This is a genomic window from Streptomyces odontomachicola (genome assembly GCF_039605595.1).
Lineage (GTDB): Bacteria > Actinomycetota > Actinomycetes > Streptomycetales > Streptomycetaceae > Streptomyces.
Window position 1 is genome coordinate 1 of record NZ_JBCFOK010000026.1, and the last position, 23045, is coordinate 23045.

Here is a 23045-nt window from a genome sequence, read left to right on the forward strand (position 1 = left end):
GCGGAAGAAACGAACGCAGCGGGGCGCGGGCGGGACCGGGGGAACGTGTCCCGCCCGCGCCATTCGCGCGAACCCTGAGGTACGGGGGGAACCTCGGGTCTCTCGCGCAGCCGATGACCAGTCGGCTCACTTTCAACTGCGTCGCTGTCCCCGAAAGTGTCACACCGTGCGGTGTGTGCTGCGTCACGCGGCGCGGGCCGGTGCCTGGCCGTGCGTCATCCGCGAGGTGGCTGGGGGTGCACTCGCGGGTCAACCGCCCGCGGGGCCACCGGTGTTGGAGCCACCGGAGTCGGAACCGCCTGGGCTGGAGCCGCCCGAGGTGGAACCGCCGGTGTGGGAGCCATCTGCGGTGGGGCCGCCCGTGCTGGAGCCACCTGTGGTGGAGCCGCCGTCCGTCGCGGGGCGGTCCTGGGATCCGGCGTCGGTCTGGCGGTCCGCTCCGCCAGCGGTCCCGCCGCCGGCTCCGCCGGAGTCGCCGGTCCCGCCGTTGCCTGTGCCGCCCGCTGCGCCCGCGTCGCCGCCGCCGTTGCGGTCCGGGCCGCCGTGCTGCGGGCCGCCATGCTGCCGGCCGTCGCCGCCCGGGCGGGAGCCGCGCTCGCCGCCCCCGGAGTGCGCGCCGGAGCCGTCCGGCGGACGGTGTGCTGCGCCGCGCCCGTCCGTGCCGCCGTTGCCGCCTCCGCCGTGACCCGGACCCGGACTCGCGTTGCCGCCGTGGCCGCCGGGCCCTCGCCCGCCGCCGTGATTGCCGTCGTGATGGCCGCCGTGGCCGGGCCCCGGGCCACCGCCGTGGCCTCCCGGGCGCTCAGGCGAATGGTTTCCTCCCGCCCTGCGCCCGCCGTTCCCCTGGCCGTTGCCGTCGCCGCGCTCGCCGCCGCCCGGCTCCGCGCCGGGGCGGTGGCCGCCGCCGTGGTGCGGAGGGGCGCCGCCGCCTCCGCCGTGTCCGGGACCACCGCCGCCACCGTTCCCGTGGCCGCCGCCGTGCCCGTGTCCCCCGCCGTGTCCTCCGCCATGGCCCGGGCCGAGACCCGAACCGCCCCCTGGGCCGCTCCCCCCGTCGCCCGAGCCGCCCGAACTGCCGCCGCCGGAGCCGCCGTTGCCCCCGCCCCGGCCGCCCTGACCGCCGTGGCCCGAGCCGCCGTGGTCCGAACCGCCCTGGCCGCGCGAGTCGGCGCCGCCCACCCCGACGCCCGTGGTGACGGACGGCAGCGAGACGCCGTGGCCGTGCCCGTGTCCGCCGCCGTTGCCGCCGCCGTGCCCCGGTCTGCCGTGCCCGTGCTGGTGCTCGGCGCAGAACTTCGGCACCTCGGAGGGCCCGCCCGCCGCGCGCTCCAGCTTCCTGCGGTCGGCGCCGGAGAGCTCCTCGTCGTCGTACGCGGAGCAGAGCTGGCGCACCAGCGCCGCCTTCTTGCGGTCGCCGCCCCAACCCTTGTGCTTGCCCTTGTCGCGGCCCTTGCCCTTGTCCTTGCCGTGGTCGCCGTACGTGCCGCCGTCGCCCGGCGAGGGGCTCCTGCCCTGGGTGCCCGCGTCGCCGTGCGGGTGGTCGGGCAGCGTGCTCGCGCCGCCCTGCGCCTGCTCCTCGTCGTCGGCGCCGCCCGCGCCGGAGGGGCTGGCAACCGGGGAGGCGCTGCTCGCCGGCGTGCCCCCGCCGCCGAAGGGCGTGGGCAGTACGCCGGTGCTCGCCGCCACCGCGACGCCGCCCAGCGCGCAGCCGGCCACCGCGATCGCGAAGCCCGCCTTGAAGGGCCGCGCCAACTGGCCCGAGCCGCGGCTGCGCCGCCCCGCCTTTCCTGCCTCCGGTGAGCCCGCGCCCCGGGCGCCCGCGGCGCCGAGCCCGACCGAACCGCTGCGCAGCACACCCGCGTAAGCGGAACGGAAGGCGTCGACGGCGGCGTCCTCGCCCGGCAGCGGGCCCTGCCCTGCCGCCAGCGCCGGGGCCTCCGCGAGCTCGCGCAGCGCCGCCTCGAGACCCGCCACGCCGTCATCGCCGGTGCCCGCGCCCGCGCTCGCGGCCGCCCGCACGCTCCCGGCAGCGGATTCGGCGGCGGACTCCGCGGGGGCTTCCTGCTCCGCGCCGCTACGGGCGTTCCCGTTTCCCCGGCCGTCCCCGGGGCCCTCCCCCGGGCCGCCGTTCCCGTTCCCGCCGTCGGTGGCGCCGCCGTGCGCGTCGACCGGCAAGCCGCGCAGCAAGCGCTCCGCAGCGTCTCCGTCAAGCCACTTGTACCGGTCGTCCGCCATCACGTTTCCCTCAGCGTTCGCGTGGCTTTGCGCGTCACACCACGCGCCGTCTCCCCCTGCTGCGGCGGTCCGCCGCCCCTCTGCGGATCCCCGTCCCCGGGCAGCTCCCCGGGGTTCTCCCCCGGGCCCTCCTCCGGGTCAGCGCCCGGCTCCGCGTCCGGGTCGTGTGGAGTCTCCTCCAGCAGCTCCGCCAGCTTGCGCAGTCCGCGGTGCGCGGCGGTGCGCACCGCTCCGGACCGCTTGCCGAGCACCTGGGCCGCGCCCTTCGCGTCGAGGCCGACGACCACCCGCAGCACCACGGCCTCCGCCTGATCCTGGGGCAGTTGCGCTATCAGCCGCATCGCGCGGCCCGTGCCGAGCGCCTCCAGCGCCGACTCCGCGGTGTCCGAGGCGTCCGGCAGCGCGGTGAGTTCGCTCTCGTCGCCGCCGACGGCGGGCCTGCGGCCGCGCATCCGTATGTGGTCCAGCGCGCGGTTGCGCGCGATCCGCGCCGCCCAGCCGCGGAACCTGTCCGCGTCCCCCTTGAACTTCGCCAGGTCGCGGGCTATCTGGAGCCACGCCTCCGAGGCCACGTCCTCCGCGTCCGGGTCGGCCACCAGCGTGCGGACGTAGCCGAGCAGACGCGGATGCACCGCGCGGTACACCTCACGAAAGGCGGACTCGTCGCCCTCCTGAGCCGCGCGCACGGCGGAGGTCAGTTCCGCGTCGTCCCGCTGCACGCCCGTGTCTCTCTCCGCGATCTCGCGATGGCTCTGGTCCCGCGTCCGCCCCACCGGCGCCGACGCGATGCAGAACGCTAAGGCCAAGCCCGCTGGTCCGTCCATGCCGGACCGTCCCGTAACAGTTTGCCGACAAGGGGCGCTGAGGAGAGTACGGGCCGACGCGCCCGTACTCGACGACGGCCGGGGTCTCTCCTGTGGGGGGTGGCGACCCCGGCCGTCTTCGCTTCACCGGCCCGCTTCCGGGCCCGATTTCACTCCGGATTCACTCCAGCCTGTCGGCCAGCTTCTCGAACTCCGGCCAGGACTGCCCGGGCTTCTCCGGATCCCAGAGCTTCTGCGCGGTCGCCGCGAGCGGCATCCTGATGCCCTCGGCCACCTGCTTCTGGCTCTGCGCGTCGGGAATGTCACCCCACACCGCGAACCGCCCGCCCGGCACCTTGTCGGGCCCGGACAGCGACTTCGGCACCGCCTCGCTGCCGCGCAGCACGGCCGGGGTCCACTCCTTGTAGATCCGCTCGCCGGTCGGGTACGTGAAGTCGTTGGGCTGGCCCAGTACGTAGTACAGGTACTCGTCGTTGAGGTTGACGGTCTTCCAGCCCTCCTTCAGGTACTCCTGGGGCTGCCGGGCGCCGATCTCCTTGCCGGTCCAGTACGCGACCTCGCGGCCCTTCTGGGGCTTGGCGCGGCCCTGCCGGTGCATGCCGTCGTTCCACACCTGCGGGGTCTTGCCGAGCTTGCGCACGGTCTCCGCGCGGTCGTTGATCCAGTCCGTCGCCAGGTCCTGCACCTTGCCGCCGCTGCCGTACTTCTTCCTGGCGGCCGCGGTCAGCTCCGGATAGCTGGCCTCGGGGTTCTGCTTGGTCAGCGCCTGGTACTCGTCGCCGCCCAGGTGCCAGTACGTGGCGGGGAAGAGGTCCGCGTACTCCTTGAGCAGATCGTCGACGATCTTCCCGGCCTTCGGCTTGGTGATGTCCACCGCGCCGCGGGTCGGTGCGCCGTTCCTGTCGCGGAGCTGGAGGTCGGGGTGCTGCTTGATCACCGCGCCCAGGTGGCCAGGGGAGTCGAACTCGGGGATCACCGAGATGTGCCGGGACTCCGCGAGCTTCACGATCCGCCGGATCTGCTCCTTGGAGAGGTTCGGCTTCGAGACCACCTCGGGGTGGCTGTCGCTCTGGATGCGGAACGCCTGGTCGTCGGTGAGGTGGAGCTGGAGCTGGTTGAGCTTCCGCTCGCCCATCTCCTTCACCCGGTCCTCGATCCAGTCCGCGCTGAAGTGCTTGCGCGCCACGTCCAGCGAGAAGCCGCGCTGCGGACGGTCCGGCTCGTCCCGCACGGTGCCCTCGGCGATCCGGCCGCGGTCCGCGATGCCCTGCTCGAGGGTGCGTGTGCCGTAGAACACACCCGCGCCGCCGCCCTTGATCGTCACCTCTCCCTTGCGGGTGGTGAGTTCGTACTCCTCGCGGCCGAGGCCCTTGCCCTGGTCCAGCGACACATCGCCGGGCCGCGCCTTCGCCGTGCGCTCGAAGGGGATCTTCAACTCCTTCGCGAGGAGCCGCCCTTCGTCCTCCAGCGACGCCTTTCCGGCGACCACGCGGCTGTGCTCCGAGGGCTTCCAGCCGGTGCCGCGCACCGGCTGCCAGTCCCGCACGGAGGGGATCGCGCGCGGCGCGGGCCCCTTCTCCGCCGGGCCCGCCGGAGGCGGCGCCGGAACGGACTCCTGCTGCCTGTCGTCATTACGGCCGTCGCCCGAGCCCGCGTCCGAGGAGCCGCCTGCGCAGCCGGTCAGCGCGAACGTGCCCGCCGCCACGGCCCCCGCTCCGAGGACCGCGGTCGAAACGACAAGCGGTTTTGGCCAGTTACGTCCCATACGAATACGGTATTGCCCCTTTCCGGCATCTCTCCGTCAGCTATGCGACTACGGAGCGCTCCCATCCGGGTGAAATTCGCGCATTCGTCGGATCGTTGAGCGCATCGGTAGCTACGGTGACGCCAACTTCTCAGCTCGGCTGTAGCCAAGCTCACAAGCTTCCTGAATCTGCACAATCTCCTCCGGCCCGATGCGGCACGGAGCACCCGCACCGGAAAGGACCCGCCCCCGCAGCCATGCCTTCGTCCACCGACCGAACCTGGCCCCGCGGCACCGGCGGCGACGGCGGAGTGACATCGGACACACGGGGCGGCGAATTCGCGGGGATCGAGGGGTTCAACGCCGCACCCCCGGCGCAGGCCGAGGAGGCGCTCGGGCGCTGCTGCGGCAGCCGCCGCTGGGCCGCGCGGCTCACCGCGCACCGCCCCTACCCGGACCTGGACGCGCTGCTGGCAGCGGCCGACGAGGCGAGCTACGACCTGACGGCCGAGGACCTGGGCGAGGCGCTGGCCGAGGAGTCGGCCCAGCATCCGCTCTCCGACCAGCCGGGGCTGCTGGCGGCGCACACCGCGCTGCGGGCCGCGCACGCCGCGTACGAGAGCAGGTTCGGGCACGCCTTCGTCATCTGCCTGGACGGGTGGTCCCGCGACGAGCGGCTCGACCAGGTGCTGGCCGGCATCCGCGGACGGCTGGGCAACGACCCGGAGCGGGAGCGCGAGGCGACGGCCGAGGAGCTGCGCAGGCTGGCGCGCGGACGGCTGACCCGGCTCGTCGGGCCCGACTGAGCCCCCGGGGAGCGGGGTCGTCCGGCCCGCATCGCGCGGGCACACGGGGCCTCACCGCCCTTCGCCGGGCGTGACCCGCGTTGCTCCGGGCACCCGCGCCGGATGCCCCATCCGTGCCTGATTGATCACACCCGTGCACCCGCCAACGGGGTTCCGACACGGCGTCGCTACGATGACCCAGGCCGGTGGACCGTACCCGGCCGGGCCCGACCGACATCGCTGCACTGCCTGTGAGAGGTGAGCGGCTGGCCCCGACATCCGCTCCCGGAGAGGTAATTTCCGTGCCGGCTGGAACGCTGTACCGCGGCCGGGAAGGAATGTGGTCCTGGGTGGCTCACCGAGTCACCGGCGTCCTCATCTTCTTCTTCCTGTTCGTGCACGTCCTCGACACCGCGCTCGTGCGCGTCTCGCCAGAGGCGTACGACGACACCGTCGCTATCTACAAGACGCCACTCGTCAACCTGATGGAGTACGGCCTGGTGGCCGCCATCCTGTTCCACGCGCTGAACGGCCTGCGGGTCATCGCCGTGGACTTCTGGTCGAAGGGCGCGAAGTACCAGAAGCAGATGCTGTGGACGGTGATGGGCGTCTGGATCGTGCTGATGATCGGTGCCTTCTACCCCGTCCTCCAGCACACGCTGCGTTCGCTGTTCGGGAGCTGATGAAAGATGTCGACCGAGACCGCCAAGGACGCCGGCGCGACCGAGCCCGCCGAGGACGCGCGCCTGTACGACGTCGAGAACCCGGCTCCCTACATCGAGCCCCCGCGCAAGCGCACCGCCAAGACCCCGAAGTCGACGCGGACCAACTTCGAGATGTACGGCTGGCTGTTCATGCGCCTGTCCGGCATCGTGCTCGTGGTGCTGGTCCTCGGCCACCTGCTGATCCAGCTCGTGCTGGACGGCGGCGTGAGCAAGATCGGCTTCGCCTTCGTGGCCGGACGCTGGGCCTCGCCGTTCTGGCAGGTCTGGGACCTGCTGATGCTGTGGCTGGCGATGCTGCACGGCGCGAACGGCCTGCGCACGGTCATCAACGACTACGCGGAGCGGGACAACACCCGCTTCTGGCTGAAGATGCTGCTCTACACCGCCACGGTGTTCACCGTCCTGCTGGGCACGCTGGTGATCTTCACCTTCGACCCGAACATCCGCTGACGTACCGGGGCTGAGGGCTGAGGTTTCCCATGAACAACGCGAAGATCCACAAGTACGACACCGTCATCGTCGGCGCGGGCGGCGCCGGCATGCGCGCCGCCATCGAGTCGACGAAGCGCAGCCGCACCGCCGTGCTGACGAAGCTCTACCCCACCCGCTCGCACACGGGCGCTGCGCAGGGCGGCATGGCCGCGGCGCTCGCCAATGTCGAGGAGGACAACTGGGAGTGGCACACCTTCGACACGATCAAGGGCGGCGACTACCTGGTCGACCAGGACGCCGCCGAGATCCTGGCGAAGGAGGCCATCGACTCCGTCCTCGACCTGGAGCGGATGGGTCTGCCGTTCAACCGGACCCCGAACGGCACCATCGACCAGCGCAGGTTCGGCGGTCACAGCCGCAACCACGGTGAGGCCCCCGTCCGCCGCAGCTGCTACGCGGCGGACCGCACGGGCCACATGATCCTTCAGACGCTGTACCAGAACTGCGTGAAGGAGGGCGTGGAGTTCTACAACGAGTTCTACGTCCTGGACCTGCTGCTCAACACCGACGAGGACGGCACCCGCAGGACCGCGGGCGTCGTCGCGTACGAGCTGGCCACCGGCGACATCCACGTCTTCCACGCGAAGTCCGTGGTGTTCGCCTCGGGCGGCAACGGCAAGTTCTTCAAGGTCACGTCGAACGCGCACACCCTGACCGGCGACGGCCAGGCCGCGGCGTTCCGGCGCGGGCTGCCGCTGGAGGACATGGAGTTCTTCCAGTTCCACCCGACGGGCATCTGGAAGATGGGCATCCTGCTCACCGAGGGTGCGCGCGGTGAGGGCGGCATCCTGCGCAACAAGGACGGCGAGCGCTTCATGGAGAAGTACGCGCCCGTCATGAAGGACCTGGCGAGCCGCGACGTCGTCTCCCGCGCGATCTACACCGAGATCCGCGAGGGCCGCGGCTGCGGCGCGGACAAGGACCACGTCTACCTGGACCTGACGCACCTGCCGCCGGAGCAGCTCGACGCCAAGCTGCCGGACATCACCGAGTTCGCGCGCACGTACCTGGGCATCGAGCCCTACACCGACCCGGTGCCGATCCAGCCGACCGCGCACTACGCGATGGGCGGCATGCCGACCAACGTGCAGGGCGAGGTGCTGGCGGACAACACCACCGTCATCCCGGGCCTGTACGCGGCGGGCGAGGTGGCCTGCGTGTCCGTGCACGGCGCCAACCGCCTGGGCACCAACTCGCTGCTGGACATCAACGTGTTCGGCAAGCGCGCCGGTGTGGCGGCCGCCGAGTACGCGTCCACCGCCGACTTCGTCGAGCTGCCGGAGGACCCCACCAAGTTCGTGGACGACGAGGTGGAGAACCTCCGCGACGCGACCGGCAACGAGAAGGTCACCGACATCCGCCGTGCGCTCCAGGAGTGCATGGACAAGAACGTCATGGTCTTCCGTACCGAGCAGACGCTGAAGGAGGCCGTCGAGGAGATCGGCGAGCTCCGCAAGCGCTACCGGAACATCAGCGTCCAGGACAAGGGCAGGCGCTTCAACACCGACCTGCTGGAGGCCCTGGAGCTGGGCAACCTGCTCGACCTCGCCGAGGTCACCGCCACCTCGGCGCTGGCACGCAAGGAGTCGCGCGGCGGCCACTACCGCGAGGACTTCCCGAACCGCGACGACGTCAACTTCATGCGGCACACCATGGCGTACCGCGAGGTGGGCGACGACGGCACCGAGTCGATCCGGCTGGACTACAAGCCGGTCGTGCAGACCCGCTACCAGCCGATGGAGCGTAAGTACTGATGAGCACCGCAGTGATGGACAAGGAAGCAGTCGACGCCGAGCCTTCCGTCCCGCACCTGATCACCGTCACCTTCCGGATCCGCCGCTACAACTCCGAGGTCTCCTCCGAGCCGTGGTGGGAGGACTTCACGCTGGAGATGGACCCGAAGGACCGGGTGCTGGACGCGCTCCACAAGATCAAGTGGGAGCAGGACGGTTCGCTGACCTTCCGGCGCTCCTGCGCGCACGGCATCTGCGGCTCGGACGCGATGCGGATCAACGGCCGCAACCGGCTGGCGTGCAAGACCCTGCTGAAGGACATCGGCCCGGAGAAGCCGATCACCGTCGAGGCCATCAAGGGCCTCACCGTCCTCAAGGACATGGTGGTCGACATGGAGCCGTTCTTCCAGGCGTACCGGGACGTCATGCCGTTCCTGGTCACCTCCGGGAACGAGCCGACCCGCGAGCGGTACCAGTCGGACGAGGACCGCGCCCGCTTCGACGACACCACCAAGTGCATCCTGTGCGCCGCGTGCACGTCCTCGTGCCCGGTGTTCTGGAACGACGGCCAGTACTTCGGCCCGGCGGCGATCGTCAACGCGCACCGCTTCATCTTCGACTCGCGCGACGAGGCCGGTGAGCAGCGCCTGGAGATCCTCAACGACCGTGACGGCGTGTGGCGTTGCCGCACGACCTTCAACTGCACGGACGCCTGCCCGCGCGGCATCGAGGTCACCAAGGCGATCCAGGAGGTCAAGAAGGCGCTGATCACGCGGCGCTTCTGATCCTCGGTCCCGAGGAAGCCTCCGGCGGATGAGCCGGTACGAGGCCCCGTCACCCCTCGTGGGTGGCGGGGCCTCGTCGTTGCCTGGGCGGGGTCACATCTGGTTGCTGACCAGCGTCAGCAGGCACAGGTGCAGGAACATCGCGCCGCCCGCGGCGAGGCGGGTCGTGTTCGCGGCGCGGCTCGGGTGCTCGCGCTTGGGCCACAGGGCGCAGCGCAGGCCCGCCCAGAACCCGTACAGCGAGGCGGCCAGCGGCAGTAGCTGCAGAACGTAGGCGATGGGCCCTCCGATGCCCGAGAGGGCCGCCACCAGCACGACGCCGACCGCGAACATGCCGTACGAGAGGTAGAGGCCGCGCCAGTGCTCGGGAAGCGTCGGCAGCTTCGTCCGCTTCGGCGCGGGCGAGCCCGTCGGGGCGATCCCGGGACCGGCCCCGAAGGCGGCCTGCTGCTGCGGTACGGGCGCGGGCGGCGGCCCCGTCGGCGCCGGGTACTGCCCCGCCGGCGCCCCGGGCTGCCCCGTCGGCGGCACGGGCGAGGCGTACGCCGGATGCGCGGCGGGCGGCGGCGCGGGGGACGACTGCGGCACCGGCGACTGCGGCATGGACGGCTGCGGCCCGGACGGCTGGGACTGCGGTACGGGGGACGAGCGCGGTACCGAGGAGCGCGGCACCTGCTGCATGCGCATCGTGTCGGAGTCCGCGGCCTGCGGCGGCGCGGCGAACGCGCCCTCCCCGCGCTCCCGCAGCCGGTCCACCTCCGCGCGCATCGCCGCGGCGTCGGGGAAGCGCTCGTCGGGGTCCTTCGCCAGCGCGCGGGCGATCAGCGCGTCCAGCGCGGGATGCACCCGGGCTCCGGTCCGGGCCAGCGAGGGCGGGGCCATGGTGACGTGCTTGTAGCCGATCTGGAAGACCGAGTCGCCGTCGAACGGCGGGGCCCCGGTGAGCAGTTCGTAGAGCATCGCGCCGACCGAATACAGGTCGCTGCGGCCGTCCAGCGCGCCGCGCCCCTCGAACTGCTCGGGCGACATGTAGTGCGGGGTGCCCACGGCCTGCCCCGTCTGGGTGAGCCGGTTCTCCGCCGCGGCGTCGTACAGGGCGCGCGCGATCCCGAAGTCGGTGACCTTCACGCCGCTGTTGTCGACCATCACGTTGGCCGGCTTGATGTCCCGGTGCACCATGCCGCGCGCGTGGCTGGCGTGCAGCGCGTCGAGGACCTCGGAGGTGCAGGCCAGCGCGGCCTCGGGGCGCAGCGGACCCTGCCGGAGCCAGTGGTCGAGGGTCTGCCCGTAGAGCCGCTCCATCACGATGTAGGGCACCGGCTCCTCGCCGACGTCGTGCACGGCGACGACGTGCGGGTGCTGGAAGGCCGCCGCTGCCTCGGCCTCGCGGCGGAAGCGGGTGCGGTGCGCGGCGTGCGCGACCAGCTCGGTGCTCATCATCTTGACCGCGACGGTCCGCTTCAGTGCGGTGTCGTACGCCTCGTACACCGCGGCCATGCCGCCCTCGCCGATCAACTCCCCTACGGTGTAGCGGCCCTGGGCAAGATCCATGTTCGAAGTCTAACCACGGAGTCCTCTCCTCCCCATGGCCTCCCGGGCGTCCCGGGCGGACACTCCCGGTGTGGCAGGGGCCCCGGAAGGCGCCGGACGCCGCGGCGAGCTCGATGCGCTGCGGATCCTCGTGGTGGCCGGTCTCGTGCTCTTCCACTCCTCGCTGGTGTTCGACGCCGAGAACGACTTCTACGTCAAGAACGCGGAGACCACCACGGTCACAGGGATCACCGCGGGCTTCGGCGTGGTCTGGGCGATGCCCCTGCTGTTCCTGGTGGGAGGGCTCGGCGCGTGGTACTCGCTGCGCCGGCGCGGCACGGCGGGCTTCGTGCGGGAGCGGCTGCTGCGGCTGGGCGTTCCGCTGGTGTTCGCCACGTGTGTGCTGTGCCCGCTGCCGCAGTGGCTGCGGGAGCGCTCGCACCACTCCTCGTACGACGTGAGCTACTGGCACTTCCTGCCGCGCTTCTTCGACGTGCACTGGGCCTGGGGCGACTTCCCGTTCGTGCTGGACGGGCCGTACTTCGAGACCGGTCATCTGTGGTTCGTGGTCGTGCTGCTGGAGTTGTGCCTGCTGCTGGCGCTGCTCGCGCGGTGGCTGCCGGACGGGCACACGCTGCGCCGGGTGCCGCGCGCCGCGATGGCGCTGCCGATGCTGCCGCTCGCCGCGGTGTGCGCGCTGCTGGGCCTGGACACGGCCTACGGGGGCTGGGACAGGTCGGCGTACGCGCTGTTCTTCGCCGCCGGCTATGTGCTGGCCGGCAGTCCGGCGCTGCGGGCCGCGATGCGGCGGGACCGGTGGCCGGCGCTGGTCCTCGGGCTCTGCATGTTCGGCGCGAGCGCGCCCGGGTTCTCCCTCGCGCACGACCCGCTCACCTCGATGGAGGGGGTCGCGGTGGTGGCACGCGCGCTGTTCGGGGCGACGGGCTGGTGCGCGCTGGTGGCGCTGCTCGGCTTCCTGGACAGGCCGCGGCGCGCGGGTGCGGTGGACGGGGGCACGGCGCGCGAGGACGTCGGCCCGCACGGGAGCCCGCGCGAGGAGCACCCCTGGCGCCGGAGGTTCACCGCGTACACGGGCCCCGCCGTACTGCCGATGTACGTGCTGCACCAGCCGATCGTGGTGGCCGTGGCGTACGGGGTGGTGGGCTGGAGCGCACCGATTCCGGTCAAGTACGCGGTGATCGTGGTCTGTTCGCTCGCGGGCACGTGGGCCGCCTATGACGTGCTGGTGCGCCGGACGCGGATCACCCGCTTCCTGTTCGGCATGCGGCGGGTGCCGCGGGATGCGGGTGCGGCACCGGCTCAATGAGGGTCACGGGTTCACTCAACGAGGCGTCAACTTCTGTTCGGATGCGGTGGTTCCGGGGCACGCTTGCCTCTGCGTACGACGCACCGCTCATCTGCCACCGACCGTTCGCAAGAGCCGCACCGAGCAGAAATCGAGCAGAAGGAGTACCGCGTGAGATCTTCGAACCGCACGGCCCGGCGGGCCGCAGGCGCCGTCATATCCGCCCTTTCCGTCGCCTCGCTGGCCGCCGTCGGCCCGCTCGCCTCGCCCGCCGCTGCCTCCGGCGCGCAGACCGGGGACAGCACGACGCAGAGCAGCCCGAGCGCCGACCAGCGCGGGAACGCGGCGGACTTCTGGACGGCGGAGCGGATGCGCTCGGCGAAGCCCCTGGACCTGGCCGAGCTGGGCAGGAAGGCGGGCGACACGGTACGCAAGGCGGTTCCCGGCGGGGACAGCCTGGAGATCCCGCCGGTGGGCGGCGGCAGCGGCACGAAGTCCTTCCCGCAGAAGGGCGGCCCGTGGACGGGCGGCGGTGAGGTCACCAAGACCACGGGGCGGATCTTCTTCACCTACCAGGGCCGCCAGGCGTCCTGTTCAGGCGACGCCGTGACCAGCGGAAACAAGAGCACCGTCGTCACCGCGGGCCACTGCGTGAAGCTCGAGGGCAAGTGGCACACCAACTGGACGTTCGTGCCCGGGTACCACGACGGCCAGGCCCCGTACGGGAAGTGGAGCGCGAGCAAGACGCTGACCACCCCGCAGTGGGAGAAGAGCGAGGACATCAACTACGACGTCGGCGCGGCCGTCGTCTCGCCGCTGGACGGCAAGAAGCTCACCGACGTCGTCGGCGGCCAGGGCCTCTCCTTCAACTCCGGCTACCGGCAGGACATGTACGCCTTCGGCTACCCGGCGGCCTCCCCGTACGACGGCTCGAAGCTGATCTACTGCTCAGGCCGCACCTTCAAGGACTTCCTCCAGTCCAAGGACCACGGCATGTCCTGCAACATGACCGGCGGCTCCAGCGGCGGCCCCTGGTTCACCAAGTTCGACGAGAAGACCGGCAAGGGTCTGCAGTCCTCGGTGAACAGCTTCGGCTACACCTTCCTGCCCAACGTGATGTTCGGCCCGTACTTCGGCGAGGACGCCAAGGCGCTGTACGAGAAGGCGTCGGCGAGCTGAGGTCCCTCCGGCGCTCCGCCCGGCCGCTCCGTGCGGCCGGGCGGGTGCGCGTAAGGTGCGCCGGGTGAGTGCGAGGAGTGGAAGGCGCGGAGCACACGCGCGCGGAGTACGCAGCGTACGGGCGGGAGCGGCCGGTGCGCTGGCGCTGGCCCTCGCGCTGGGCGCGGCGGGCTGCGGCGCGGAGCAGGCGGGCCAGGGCGGCTCCGGCGGACAGGGCGGCCGGCACGAGAACGGCGCAGCGCTGGAGGCGTCACCGGCGACGGCCCCCGCCGACGCCCCCGTCCGGCTCACCGTGCGGGGCGCCGCCGCGAAGGAGCCGATCACCGTGCGCTCCCGCGCCGAGGACCGCGCGGGCCACTCCTGGGGCGCCGAGCGGCGGTTCACGACCGACGGGGACGGCGGTGTGGAGCTCGGGAACCGCGGCATGCAGCTCCTCTCCGACATGGAGCCGCTGTCCGGGCCCGACACCAGGAAGAAGGGCTCGGGCGACGCCTTCTCCTTCCACACCCGCACGCCGGACGAGCAGCGCTCGTACGAGGTGCGGCTGACGGCGTACGAGGGCGGGAAGCGGGTCGCGCACACCGAGCTGAACCGGCAGTGGCTGCCGAACGGCGCGCGGCACCGGAAGCTGACGATGCGCGCCGACGGCGTGGACGGCGAGCTGTACGCGCCGTACAAGGGCGCGCCGCGCAAGGCCCCGGTGCTGGTGTTCGGCGGTTCGGAGGGCGGGAACGCGGGCGAGTTCGCCGCGGCGGTGCTGGCCTCGCACGGCCATCCGGCGCTCTCCGTCTGCTACTTCCGCTGCGGCAGGGGCTCGGACCGGCCGAACGCGATCGACATGATCGACCTGGACTACTTCACGCGGGCCGCGAAGCTGCTGGGCGAGGACCCGGCGGCCGACCCGCGGCGCATGGCGGTGATGGGCAACTCGCGGGGCAGCGAGGCGGCCCAACTGCTCGGGCAGCGGCGTCCCGGGGTGTTCCGCGACGTGATCGCGTACGCGCCGTCCTCGAAGGTCATCGGCCCCTACCCGACGGGCCGGGCCGCCTGGGCCGACCACGGGAAGCCGGTGCCGACGGGCCCGATCAAGCTGGACAGGGTAACGGGGAAGGTCCTGGCCATCGCCGGCGGCAACGACAAGATGTGGGACTCGGCGGGCTCCGCGAAGGCCATCGAGTCCCAGGGCCAGCGCCAGTTGCTCTTCCCCGGAGCGGGCCACCACGTGAACTGGTTCCCCTACGGCCAGCCCGGAGAGGACGGCGGCGAGAACGGCGACGTACGGGGGACGACGGGCTCGGACCAGTACGCGAGGAAGAACGGCTGGCCCCAGGTGCTGGGGCTGTTGGACCGGTAGATCACCGCTACGCGGTGTGGGCGGTCGGTCCGCCCGAGGGGCGGAACGGGCGGGCACACCGGACCGCACCCGCCCGCCCCACGCAACCACGCACCTACTCAGGCGGCTCCACCCGCAGATCCAGCACCACCGCGTGATCCGCGACCAGCACGCTCGCACTCACCGCCCCCAACGCGGGAGACGTGGCGACAACGAGATACGCCCCACTGCCCGGCGCGGACAGCACATACCCGCCGTCCATCCCGGACCGCGCCTCGGCCAACTGCCGCCCGTCAGCGGAAAGCAGGCTGAGCGAGGCATGCGCGACCGGCGCACCCACGGGATCCCGCACCACACCCCGTACAACGGTCTCCTCATCCGCGGAGCCGTCAGCGGCCCCGGCGCCCGCACCACCCAACGACGCCCCCACGGCGACCATTTCGCGCTCGCGCAGCAACGGCGATGGCTCAGGCTCCGCCTCCGAAGCGTGCTCCGCCTCGTCCGGCGGATCCACCGCGATATGCGGCAGCCGCTTGTCGAGCCACCCGGGCAGCCACCAATTGGCCCGCCCGAGCAGGAACATCAGCGCCGGCACCAGGATCGTGCGCAGGATGAACGCGTCCAGCGCCACCGCCCCGGCCAGCCCGATGCCCGCCATCAGCGCCCCGCGGTCACCGCTCAGCACGAAGGACGAGAACACGCAGATCATGATCAGCGCCGCGCAGGTGATCACCCGGCTCGTCTCGGCGAACCCGGCCCGTACGGCGCGCGCGTTGTCCTTGGTGTGCACCCACTCCTCGTGCATCCGGCTCACCAGGAAGACCTGGTAGTCCATGGACAGGCCGAAGAGCAGCGGCAGCATGATCACCGGCAGGAAGGTGAGGATCGGGCCCTCCTTGCCGAGGCCGAGCAGGTCGACGCCCCAGCCCCACTGGAAGACCGCGACCAGCAGGCCGAAGGAGGCGGCAGCGGCGATCAGGTTCATCACCGCGGCCGTCAGCGGCACCACCAGGCTGCGGAAGGCGACCAGCAGCAACAGCGCGCCCAGGCCCACGATCAGCCCGATGAACGGCGGCAGCCGCTCCCCCACCACGCTGGCGAAGTCCTTCTGGATGGCCGTCGCGCCGCCCACGTCCACGTGCAGCGTGCTGCCCTTCTCGGCCGCCGGAACGGTCTTCTCGCGCAGCGTGTCGATGAGCCGGTCCGTCTGCACCGACTGCGGCGAGGTCGTGGGGATCACCTGGATCAGCCCGGTCCTGGCCGCGGCGGGCGAGGCCGCGGCACCCGGCGGGGCCGCCTTGGCCGGCACCACCTTGGCCACACCGGGCATCCGCGCGATGTCCTGCCCCAGACCCCGCAGCGCCGCCCGGTCCTTCGCGCCGCCCGGCGTGTCGGCGACGAGCAGCAGCGGCCCGTTGAAGCCCGCGCCGAAACCGTCCGCGAGCAGGTCGTACGCCTGCCGCGTGGTCTGCGACTCGGGCTGGTTGCCCTGGTCGTTGGCGCCCAGCCGCAGCGAGAGCGCCGGGATCGCCAGCACCGCCATGACCAGGACCGCGGCGATCGCCAGCGACTTCGGCCTGCGCTCCAGCACGCCGGCCCAGCGCGCGGCGAGCCCCCTCTTGACCGGGGGAGCCGCGCCGGTCTCCGCCTCGTCCGCCATCCGCCGCCGCTCGCGCCGCGAGAGCACCTTCACGCCCAGGAAGCCGAGCATCGCGGGCAGCAGGGTTGCGGCGGCCAGCACGCTCAGCAGCGTGGTGGTCGTGGTCGCGATCGCTATGCCGTTCAGGAAGCGCAGGTCGAGCGTGAACATCGCCAGCAGCGCGATGCACACCGTGCCCCCGGCGAACAGCACCGCGCGCCCCGAGGTGTCCATGGCCCGCACGGCCGCCTCCTGCGGCGGGACCCCCGCGCGTACGGCCTTGCGGTGCCGGGTCACGACGAAGAGCGCGTAGTCGATGCCCACGCCGAGCCCGATCAGCGAGCCGAGCAGCGGTGCCACATCGGGCAGGTTCACCACGTGGCTGAGCAGCATCAGGCCCGAGATGCCGATGCCGACCGCGAACACCGCGTTCAGCAGCGGCAGCACCATCGCGAAGAGCGAGCCGAAGGCCAGGAAGAGGATGACGCCTGCCGCGATCAGCGCGGTGCCCTCCGCGAGACCGCTCGGCGGCTCCTGCGCCTGCTCGATGGCCTGGCCGCCGAGCTCGACCTTGAGACCGCCGGCGCGTGCCTGCTCCGCGCGGTCCACGACCCGCTTGATGTCGCCCTTCTTCAGCTCGAACGCCTGCTTGGTGAAGGTCACTTCGGCGTACGCGGTGGTGCCGTCCTTGCTGATCCGCTCCGCCGCTCCGGGCCCCCTGTACGGGCCCGAGACCGATCCGACCTGCGGCAGCTTCGCCATGTCGGCGAGCGCCGCGTTCATCCGCTGCTGGACCTGCGCGCTGCGTACACTGCCGCCGTCCGTGTGCCAGACCACCGTGTCGGTGTCGCCCGAGAGATCCGGGAAGGCACGTTCCAGCCGGTCGACGGCCCGCGAGGACTCGGTGCCCGGCAGGCTGAACACGTTCGCGTAAGCGCTCCCCGCCACCCCGCTCGCCGTGGCCGTTCCCAGCAGTGCCCCCACCCACAGCAGGAGCACCGTCCACCGGTGCCGCAGGCACCACCGTGCGAGTGCCGCCATCCCCCACTCCTTCGTCCGGAACCGCCCGGCGGCATGCGCCGGGCGGCCTCCCCCGAGGTGTTGCATGACGGGCCCAGCCTCGGGATCGCGGGGAACGGGCGCGGGAGCGCGCGCATGACTCTCAGGAAGCTCTCATCCTGCGCACCGGGAATCCGCAATTCCGCGCCGATACTGGGGAGATGAAGGACCACGGGGTCCCCGGAGAGGCGACGGCCACCGTCCTCGTCGTCGAGGACGAGCCGAGCATCGCCGACGTCCTCGCCATCACGCTGCGCTTCCACGGCTTCGAGGTGGCCACCGCCGACAGCGCGCGCTCGGCGGTCAGCGCCGCCAGGTCCGTACGCCCCGACGCCGTACTGCTCGACATCGCACTGCCGGACGGCGACGGGCGCGCGGTGTGCCGGGTGCTGCGCGCCGAACGCGCCGATGTGGCCGTGGTGTTCCTCACCGCGCGCGACGCGCCGGCCGAGGTGGTGCAGGGCCTGACGCTGGGCGGCGACGACTACATCACCAAGCCGTTCAACGTGGACGAGGTGGTGGCCAGGCTGCGCGCGGTGCTGCGGCGCACCCGGGGAGCGCCCGAGGCGGCCGCGCCGCCCGCGCCGCGCCCGCCGGTGCTGCGCCACGGCGACCTGGAGCTGGACGAGGCCACGTACACGGTGCGGCGGGGCGGGCGGAGCGCGGATCTGACGCCGACCGAGTTCGCGCTGCTGCGGCATCTGGTGCGGCACGCGGACCGGATCGTGCCGAAGGAGCAACTGCTGCGCCAGGTATGGCGGTTCGAGCAGCCCGTGGAGTCCACCGTGGTGGAGACCTACATCAGCTATCTGCGCCGCAAGCTGGCCCCGCTGGGCCCGCCGCTGATCCGCACCCGCAGGGGCGTGGGGTACGGGCTGCGGCCCCCGGCAGGAGAGACGCCGTGAGGTTCTGCGGGCTGCGCCCCGGGTCGCTGCGGGCGAAGATCACGGTGAGCACGCTGGCGGTGCTGGCGCTCGGCCTCGTCGTCGCGACCTGCATCAGCCTGATGGGCGTCAAGCACTACCTGCTGTCGGCCGTGGACGCCGAGCTCCTGCACACCCGGGACAACATCGCCCGGGCCCGGCTCACCGCCCAGGAGATCTCGGCGATCGGCGAGGCCACCAAGGTGCGCGGCTCGCACGGGCTGACCGAGGCCGCCGACAGCCGCAGCGCCTACGCGCTGCTCGACCGGCACGGCACGGTGACCGGGCTGGCGGGCAGCGCTCCGGACGCGCGGCAGCGCGCGCTCGCCGAGGCGGCGGCCGGCGCGGGCACCGCCCGGCTGCGGCACGGCGACACCGCGCACGACCTGACCGTCTCCGGCGCCCCGTACCGCGCCACCGCGCTCCGGCTCGGCGACGGCAGCGTGCTCGTGCTGGCCAGCGAGGCGAGCGGGGTCGGCAAGGTCATGGCCAAGGTCGCCCGGCTCGAACTCCTCGCCGGGGTGATCCTGATGACCGGGCTCGGCACGGCCGCCTTCCTCGGCTCCCGGCGCAGGCTGCGGCCCCTGGAGGACATGGTGGAGACCGCCTCGGCGATCGCCGAGGGCAGCGCGGAGTACCGCACGGACGCGGACGGCTGCACCACCGAGGGCCTCGGCCTCTCGCGGCGGGTCGCCGCACCGCCAGGCCGGCACGCGGTGAGCGAGGTCGAGCAGCTCCGGCTCGCGCTCAACGCGATGCTGCACCAGGTCGAGGCGTCCTTCCTGACCCGCGAGCACGCCGCGGCGCAGCTCCGCCGCTTCGTCGCCGACGCCTCGCACGAGCTGCGCACCCCGCTTGCGGCGATACGCGGCTACCTCCAGCTCTACGAGCGGGGCATGCTCGGCGGCGAGGGCGAGCGTGAACGCGCGCTGACCCGCATGATCGCCGAATCCGAGCGGATGGGCCGCCTGGTGGACGAGCTGCTGGCGCTGGCCCGCCTCGACCAGCGCCCCGAGCTGCGGCCCCGGCCCGTGGACCTGCCCCGGCTGGCGCGCGAGGCACTGGAGGACCTGGTCGCCCAACAGCCGCGCAGGCCCGTGGAGTTCAGCGCCGACGGCGTACGGGTGCTGGCCGACGAGCCGCTGCTGCGCCAGATCGTCGGCAACCTGCTCTCCAACGTGCGGATGCACACCCCGGAGCCCGCGCGGGTCTCGGTCGCGGTGCGCAGGGAGGACGGGCACGGGGTGCTGCGGGTCTCCGACGAGGGCCCCGGCATGCGCCCTGAGGACGCGGAACGCGTCTTCGACCGCTTCTTCCGCGCCGACGGCGGCGCGGGCAGCGGCCTGGGCATGTCCGTCGTACGGGCCGGAGCCGAGGCCCTGGGCGGTACCGTCCGGGTGATCACCGCTCCGGGTGCGGGTCTGAGCGTGCGGGTGTCCCTCCCGGTTGACGCCGGTACGGCCGGCGCGGGTCCCGCTGACGGTGGTCCGGCTCAGGCGTCGGCCGAGTGCAGCTCCACCACGGTCATGTCGGACTCGGCGCCCACCCGCACGGGAGGGCCCCAGGCCCCGGCGCCGCGCGTGACGTAGAGCTGGGTGTCGCCGTAGCGCTCCAGGCCCGCGACGGTGGGGTTGGCCAGCCCCGCGAGGAAGTTGCCGGGCCAGAGCTGGCCGCCGTGCGTGTGCCCGGAGAGCTGGAGGTCCACGCCGTGCCGCACCGCGTCGTGGATCTGTACGGGCTGATGCGCGAGCAGCACCGAGGCGCGGGAGGCGTCCCGGTCCCCCAGCGCCTTCTTGAAGTCCGGCCCCTGCCCGGTCTCCTCGCCCTGTACGTCGTTGACCCCGGCGAGGTCGAAGTACGGCAGCTCGCGGCGGGCGTTCTCCAGCGGGTGCACGTCCAGCGTCCGCAGGTGCTCGATCCAGGAGCGGGCGTCGCCGAAGTACTCGTGGTTGCCGGTCACGAAGAAGGAGCCGTCCCGCGACCTGAGGTCCCGCAGCGGGTCGGCGGCGGGACCGAGATCGTCCACCGTGCCGTCCACGAGGTCGCCGACGATGGCGACCATGTCGGGCTGCGTGCTGTTGATGAGGTCCACGACGCGGCGGGTGTGGGCCCGCCCGAGGATGGGCCCCAGATGCATGTCACTGACGACCGCGATCCGGTATCTGTGCGCCCCGCGCGGCAGCTTCGCCAGCGGCACGGCGACCCGCTTGAGCGTGGGCCCGTTGAGCACCCCGTAGGCCCCGGTCCCGACGGTGGCGGCGGCGACGGCTCCGGCACCGATGGCGATGGTCTTGGAGAGCAGCGCGCGACGAGCGAGGTCCTTCTCGGGGGCACCCGCCGCATCACCCTCTTCCGCCGCAGCCGCATCGCTGCCCACAGAACCCTTTCCCGCCGCGGCGGAAATCTCCCCTGCGGAGCTGTCCGGCGGTGAGTACGCCTCCGCACCGGCGTCCGGCGTTTCCGGGCCCGAAGCGGTGCCGGACGGGGCAGCAGGAGGTGCCCACCTGCGGCGCAAAAGCCACCGCAGCGGCTCGACCACGGCCAGCGTGAGCAGCAGGTAGATCATGAGGGCGAGCCACATGTAGCCCGGCCAGGCCAAGGCGCGCTCCACCGCGAAGGGCGCGTTCGCGCGGCCCGAGACGAACGTGGCCACCGTGCACAGCGGCAGCAGCACCACGAGGGCGGAACCCGCGCGGCGCCACCAGCCACCCCGTACGGAGACATCCCGCACCAGGCGCCGCCACAGATACAGGTGCACGCTCCCGAGCACCGTCACCACGACCAGCACGCCGACCACCGCGAACAGCACCGTCGCCACCGCCCACTCCCCTCCCGCGTGCTACGCGCGCTTCAGCGCGCGGAGCCCCCGCAGCCCGATCACTCCGATCGCCGTCCCCAGAACGAACGACGTGACGGCCAGCGCGAGGTGGATCCAGAAGTAGGCCGTGGGGCTGCCCGCACTGTCGAAGGCGAGGCCGCTCGCGTCCTTCCACAGGTTCTTCACGAAGGTGATCCAGACGAACCACGACCACACCCCGAAGGCGAGCAGGAACCAGGAGACGGGGCGGCTGAGGACGCGGGGGCCCGTGCTGCGCCCCTCTGAGGTGGCTGAGGCCGCTGAGTTTTCGGACGTCTCGTCGGTGGTCTCGTCGGTGGTCTCGGAGGAGTGGCGCATGAGGCCAAGTATGGCCACAAGGTGAAAACGATCCCTCACCAGGGGCCGCCGAACGAACGCGGTATGGCAACACTCATAGGACCATCGGTCCACAACACGCGCCCGGCCCTGTACGTTCATGGTCGTGCCGACTTCATCCCGCTGTGTCGCGGTGGTCGCCGCCACGACCGCCGCACTGACCATTCCCGCGACAGCCGCTCCCGCGTACGCCGAGCCCCAGCCCTCCGATCCGAAGCCACCCGCGCAGATGTCGACCGTCGGGGGCGGTCAACTGGGCCGCCCCGGCACGCAGGTTGACCCCGGGCAGGGCGCACCGAAGCTCCCGAAGGGCCTGACCTCCCGCTCCTGGATCGTCTCCGACGCGGAGACGGGCGAGGTGCTGGCCTCGCACAACGCGCACTGGAAGCTCGCGCCCGCCAGCACCCTCAAGATGCTGTTCGCCGACACCGTGCTGCCGAAGCTCGACAAGAACAAGACCCACCGCGTGACCTCGGCCGACACCGCGGGCGTGGGCCAGGGCAGCAGCCTGGTCGGTGTGAAGGAGGGCGAGACCTACAGCGTGCACGACCTGTGGCGCGGCGTGTTCCTGCGCTCGGGCAACGACGCCGTGCACGTGCTGTCGGCCCTGAACGGCGGCGTCGACGCCACGGTGCGCGAAATGCGCCAGCACGCCCAGCAGTTGAACGCCCGCGACACCCACGTGCTGAGCCCCGACGGGTACGACCACAAGGGCCAGGTGTCCTCCGCGTACGACCTGAGCCTCTTCGCCCGCTCGGGCATGCAGAAGGCGGACTTCAGGGAGTACGCGTCCACCGCGCAGGCGCAGTTCCCCGGCGAGACCAAGAAGGACAAGAAGACGGGGAAGAAGAAGCGCGAGAAGTTCGCGATCCAGAACACCAACAAGCTGCTGACCGGCGTCCCCGGCCTCAAGCCCTACCCGGGCATCGCCGGGGTCAAGAACGGGACGACCACCAACGCGGGCTCCACCTTCACCGGCGTCGCGCAGCACGGCGACCGCGTACTGCTGGTGACCGCCATGCACCCCAAGAAGGGCGACGCGCGGCTGGTCTACCAGGAGACCGCGAAGCTCTTCGACTGGGGCTTCGCCGCCGCTGACAAGGTCAAGCCGGTCGGCTCCCTGGTGGCGCCCGGGCCGCTCGACAAGCCGGGCTCCTCCGACGACGCCAAGGCCCACCACGCGCAGCACGCAGCGCAGGCGAAGCCGACCGGCGGCGCGGGCACCGCGATCGGCGTCACCGCCGGCTGTCTGGCCCTGCTGGCCGCTCTGGGTTACGCGGTGCACCGCCGCTGGCCGCTGACCGGGCGCGGGCAGTCGAAGGGGATGCGCCGCCGCCCGGAGCGGGCCGAGGGCTGAGCCCGCCCTCCGGCTCCCCTGCCGGACCCTTCGTCGCGTCCCCGGACTCCTCGGCCGAGCCCGGGGACGCTTCGTCGTCCCCGGCCCCTTCCTTCGCGCCGGGCTCTCCCTGCGCGCCGGCCCCTTCCTTCGCCCCGGACTCCGCGTCCTTCCCGGACCCCGCGTCCTCCCCGGGCTCCTCCTTCGTCTCGGGTGCCAGCGGC

Annotated in this window: 18 protein-coding genes; 11 read left to right on the forward strand and 7 right to left on the reverse strand. The window is 72.4% G+C overall.

Translation table 11 applies throughout. The annotated features are described in order from the left end of the window. Window positions 1-249: 249 nt before the first annotated feature. The 3 genes from ABEE00_RS33185 to ABEE00_RS33195 all read right to left on the reverse strand — a co-directional run bounded on the left by ABEE00_RS33185 (window position 250) and on the right by ABEE00_RS33195 (window position 4824). Window positions 250-2235 carry a hypothetical protein gene (locus ABEE00_RS33185; RefSeq protein WP_345749501.1) on the reverse strand — a complete coding sequence of 662 codons (1986 nt, stop codon included), beginning with the start codon at window positions 2233-2235 and terminating at the stop codon, window positions 250-252. Then, window positions 2235-2954, reverse strand: coding sequence for an RNA polymerase sigma factor (locus tag ABEE00_RS33190; RefSeq protein ID WP_345749502.1), 720 nt, complete (start codon window positions 2952-2954; stop codon window positions 2235-2237). The genes ABEE00_RS33185 and ABEE00_RS33190 overlap by 1 nt, the downstream gene beginning before the upstream one ends. A gap of 265 nt (window positions 2955-3219) precedes the next feature. Further along, the gene (locus tag ABEE00_RS33195; RefSeq protein WP_345749503.1) at window positions 3220-4824 is read right to left on the reverse strand and encodes a beta-N-acetylhexosaminidase; all 1605 of its coding nucleotides are present in this window, start codon (window positions 4822-4824) and stop codon (window positions 3220-3222) included. A gap of 236 nt (window positions 4825-5060) precedes the next feature. On the opposite strand from ABEE00_RS33195, the gene ABEE00_RS33200 reads away from it, so the two are divergent. From ABEE00_RS33200 to ABEE00_RS33220, 5 genes are all read left to right on the forward strand, one after another. Then, window positions 5061-5609, forward strand: coding sequence for a 2-oxo-4-hydroxy-4-carboxy-5-ureidoimidazoline decarboxylase (locus ABEE00_RS33200; protein WP_345749504.1), 549 nt, complete (start codon window positions 5061-5063; stop codon window positions 5607-5609). A 281-nt stretch (window positions 5610-5890) separates the two neighbouring features. Next, window positions 5891-6271 (forward strand): succinate dehydrogenase, cytochrome b556 subunit, encoded by a 381-nt coding sequence (gene sdhC, locus ABEE00_RS33205; protein WP_345749505.1) that lies wholly within the window; start codon window positions 5891-5893, stop codon window positions 6269-6271. Between the two features lie 6 nt (window positions 6272-6277). After that, window positions 6278-6763, forward strand: a complete 486-nt coding sequence (locus tag ABEE00_RS33210; protein WP_345749506.1) for a succinate dehydrogenase hydrophobic membrane anchor subunit — start codon at window positions 6278-6280, stop codon at window positions 6761-6763. Window positions 6764-6792: 29 nt separating this feature from the next. Further along, window positions 6793-8559, forward strand: a complete 1767-nt coding sequence (sdhA, locus tag ABEE00_RS33215) for a succinate dehydrogenase flavoprotein subunit (RefSeq protein WP_345749507.1) — start codon at window positions 6793-6795, stop codon at window positions 8557-8559. Then, window positions 8559-9323, forward strand: coding sequence for a succinate dehydrogenase iron-sulfur subunit (locus ABEE00_RS33220; RefSeq protein ID WP_345749508.1), 765 nt, complete (start codon window positions 8559-8561; stop codon window positions 9321-9323). The genes sdhA and ABEE00_RS33220 overlap by 1 nt, the downstream gene beginning before the upstream one ends. A 93-nt stretch (window positions 9324-9416) precedes the next feature. Here ABEE00_RS33220 and ABEE00_RS33225 read toward each other — a convergent pair whose 3' ends face one another. Beyond that, complete coding sequence (locus tag ABEE00_RS33225; RefSeq protein WP_345749509.1) at window positions 9417-10874, reverse strand: protein kinase domain-containing protein; 1458 nt, start codon at window positions 10872-10874, stop codon at window positions 9417-9419. Between the two features lie 70 nt (window positions 10875-10944). On the opposite strand from ABEE00_RS33225, the gene ABEE00_RS33230 reads away from it, so the two are divergent. The 3 genes from ABEE00_RS33230 to ABEE00_RS33240 all read left to right on the forward strand — a co-directional run bounded on the left by ABEE00_RS33230 (window position 10945) and on the right by ABEE00_RS33240 (window position 14692). Then, the gene (locus ABEE00_RS33230) at window positions 10945-12180 is read left to right on the forward strand and encodes an acyltransferase family protein (RefSeq protein ID WP_345749510.1); all 1236 of its coding nucleotides are present in this window, start codon (window positions 10945-10947) and stop codon (window positions 12178-12180) included. 150 nt (window positions 12181-12330) lie between these two features. Beyond that, window positions 12331-13338, forward strand: a complete 1008-nt coding sequence (locus tag ABEE00_RS33235) for a trypsin-like serine peptidase (RefSeq protein ID WP_345749511.1) — start codon at window positions 12331-12333, stop codon at window positions 13336-13338. A 64-nt stretch (window positions 13339-13402) separates the two neighbouring features. Beyond that, window positions 13403-14692, forward strand: a complete 1290-nt coding sequence (locus tag ABEE00_RS33240; RefSeq protein WP_345749512.1) for an alpha/beta hydrolase family protein — start codon at window positions 13403-13405, stop codon at window positions 14690-14692. A gap of 94 nt (window positions 14693-14786) precedes the next feature. Here the strand turns inward: ABEE00_RS33240 and ABEE00_RS33245 are convergent, their stop codons facing one another. Then, window positions 14787-17351, reverse strand: coding sequence for an MMPL family transporter (locus ABEE00_RS33245; RefSeq protein WP_345749513.1), 2565 nt, complete (start codon window positions 17349-17351; stop codon window positions 14787-14789). Window positions 17352-17530: 179 nt separating this feature from the next. On the opposite strand from ABEE00_RS33245, the gene ABEE00_RS33250 reads away from it, so the two are divergent. Both ABEE00_RS33250 and ABEE00_RS33255 read left to right on the forward strand, forming a co-directional pair. After that, complete coding sequence (locus ABEE00_RS33250) at window positions 17531-18274, forward strand: response regulator transcription factor (protein WP_345749514.1); 744 nt, start codon at window positions 17531-17533, stop codon at window positions 18272-18274. Next, complete coding sequence (locus tag ABEE00_RS33255) at window positions 18271-19881, forward strand: sensor histidine kinase (protein WP_345749515.1); 1611 nt, start codon at window positions 18271-18273, stop codon at window positions 19879-19881. Before ABEE00_RS33250 ends, ABEE00_RS33255 begins: the two co-directional genes overlap by 4 nt. Here the strand turns inward: ABEE00_RS33255 and ABEE00_RS33260 are convergent. After that, on the reverse strand, window positions 19785-21110 hold the full coding sequence (locus ABEE00_RS33260) for a metallophosphoesterase (protein WP_451918726.1): 1326 nt from the start codon (window positions 21108-21110) through the stop codon (window positions 19785-19787). The genes ABEE00_RS33255 and ABEE00_RS33260 overlap by 97 nt on opposite strands. Window positions 21111-21131: 21 nt before the next feature. After that, window positions 21132-21341: an SCO4848 family membrane protein gene (locus ABEE00_RS33265; protein WP_345749567.1), complete on the reverse strand. Its 210-nt coding sequence runs from the start codon at window positions 21339-21341 to the stop codon at window positions 21132-21134. Window positions 21342-21585: 244 nt separating this feature from the next. Here ABEE00_RS33265 and ABEE00_RS33270 point away from each other — a divergent pair, with 244 nt between their 5' ends. Next, on the forward strand, window positions 21586-22842 hold the full coding sequence (locus ABEE00_RS33270; RefSeq protein ID WP_451918727.1) for a D-alanyl-D-alanine carboxypeptidase family protein: 1257 nt from the start codon (window positions 21586-21588) through the stop codon (window positions 22840-22842). Window positions 22843-23045 lie beyond the last annotated feature (203 nt).

Excerpts from the sequence above, each read along its gene's own strand:
- ABEE00_RS33185 (WP_345749501.1), bottom strand. The coding sequence starts at position 2,235 with ATGGCGGACGACCGGTACAAGTGGCTTGACGGAGACGCTGCGGAGCGC.
- ABEE00_RS33195 (WP_345749503.1), bottom strand. The coding sequence starts at position 4,824 with ATGGGACGTAACTGGCCAAAACCGCTTGTCGTTTCGACCGCGGTCCTC.
- ABEE00_RS33200 (WP_345749504.1), top strand. The coding sequence starts at position 5,061 with ATGCCTTCGTCCACCGACCGAACCTGGCCCCGCGGCACCGGCGGCGAC.
- ABEE00_RS33210 (WP_345749506.1), top strand. The coding sequence starts at position 6,278 with ATGTCGACCGAGACCGCCAAGGACGCCGGCGCGACCGAGCCCGCCGAG.
- sdhA (WP_345749507.1), top strand. The coding sequence starts at position 6,793 with ATGAACAACGCGAAGATCCACAAGTACGACACCGTCATCGTCGGCGCG.
- ABEE00_RS33220 (WP_345749508.1), top strand. The coding sequence starts at position 8,559 with ATGAGCACCGCAGTGATGGACAAGGAAGCAGTCGACGCCGAGCCTTCC.
- ABEE00_RS33225 (WP_345749509.1), bottom strand. The coding sequence starts at position 10,874 with ATGGATCTTGCCCAGGGCCGCTACACCGTAGGGGAGTTGATCGGCGAG.
- ABEE00_RS33245 (WP_345749513.1), bottom strand. The coding sequence starts at position 17,351 with ATGGCGGCACTCGCACGGTGGTGCCTGCGGCACCGGTGGACGGTGCTC.
- ABEE00_RS33250 (WP_345749514.1), top strand. The coding sequence starts at position 17,531 with ATGAAGGACCACGGGGTCCCCGGAGAGGCGACGGCCACCGTCCTCGTC.
- ABEE00_RS33270 (WP_451918727.1), top strand. The coding sequence starts at position 21,586 with ATGGTCGTGCCGACTTCATCCCGCTGTGTCGCGGTGGTCGCCGCCACG.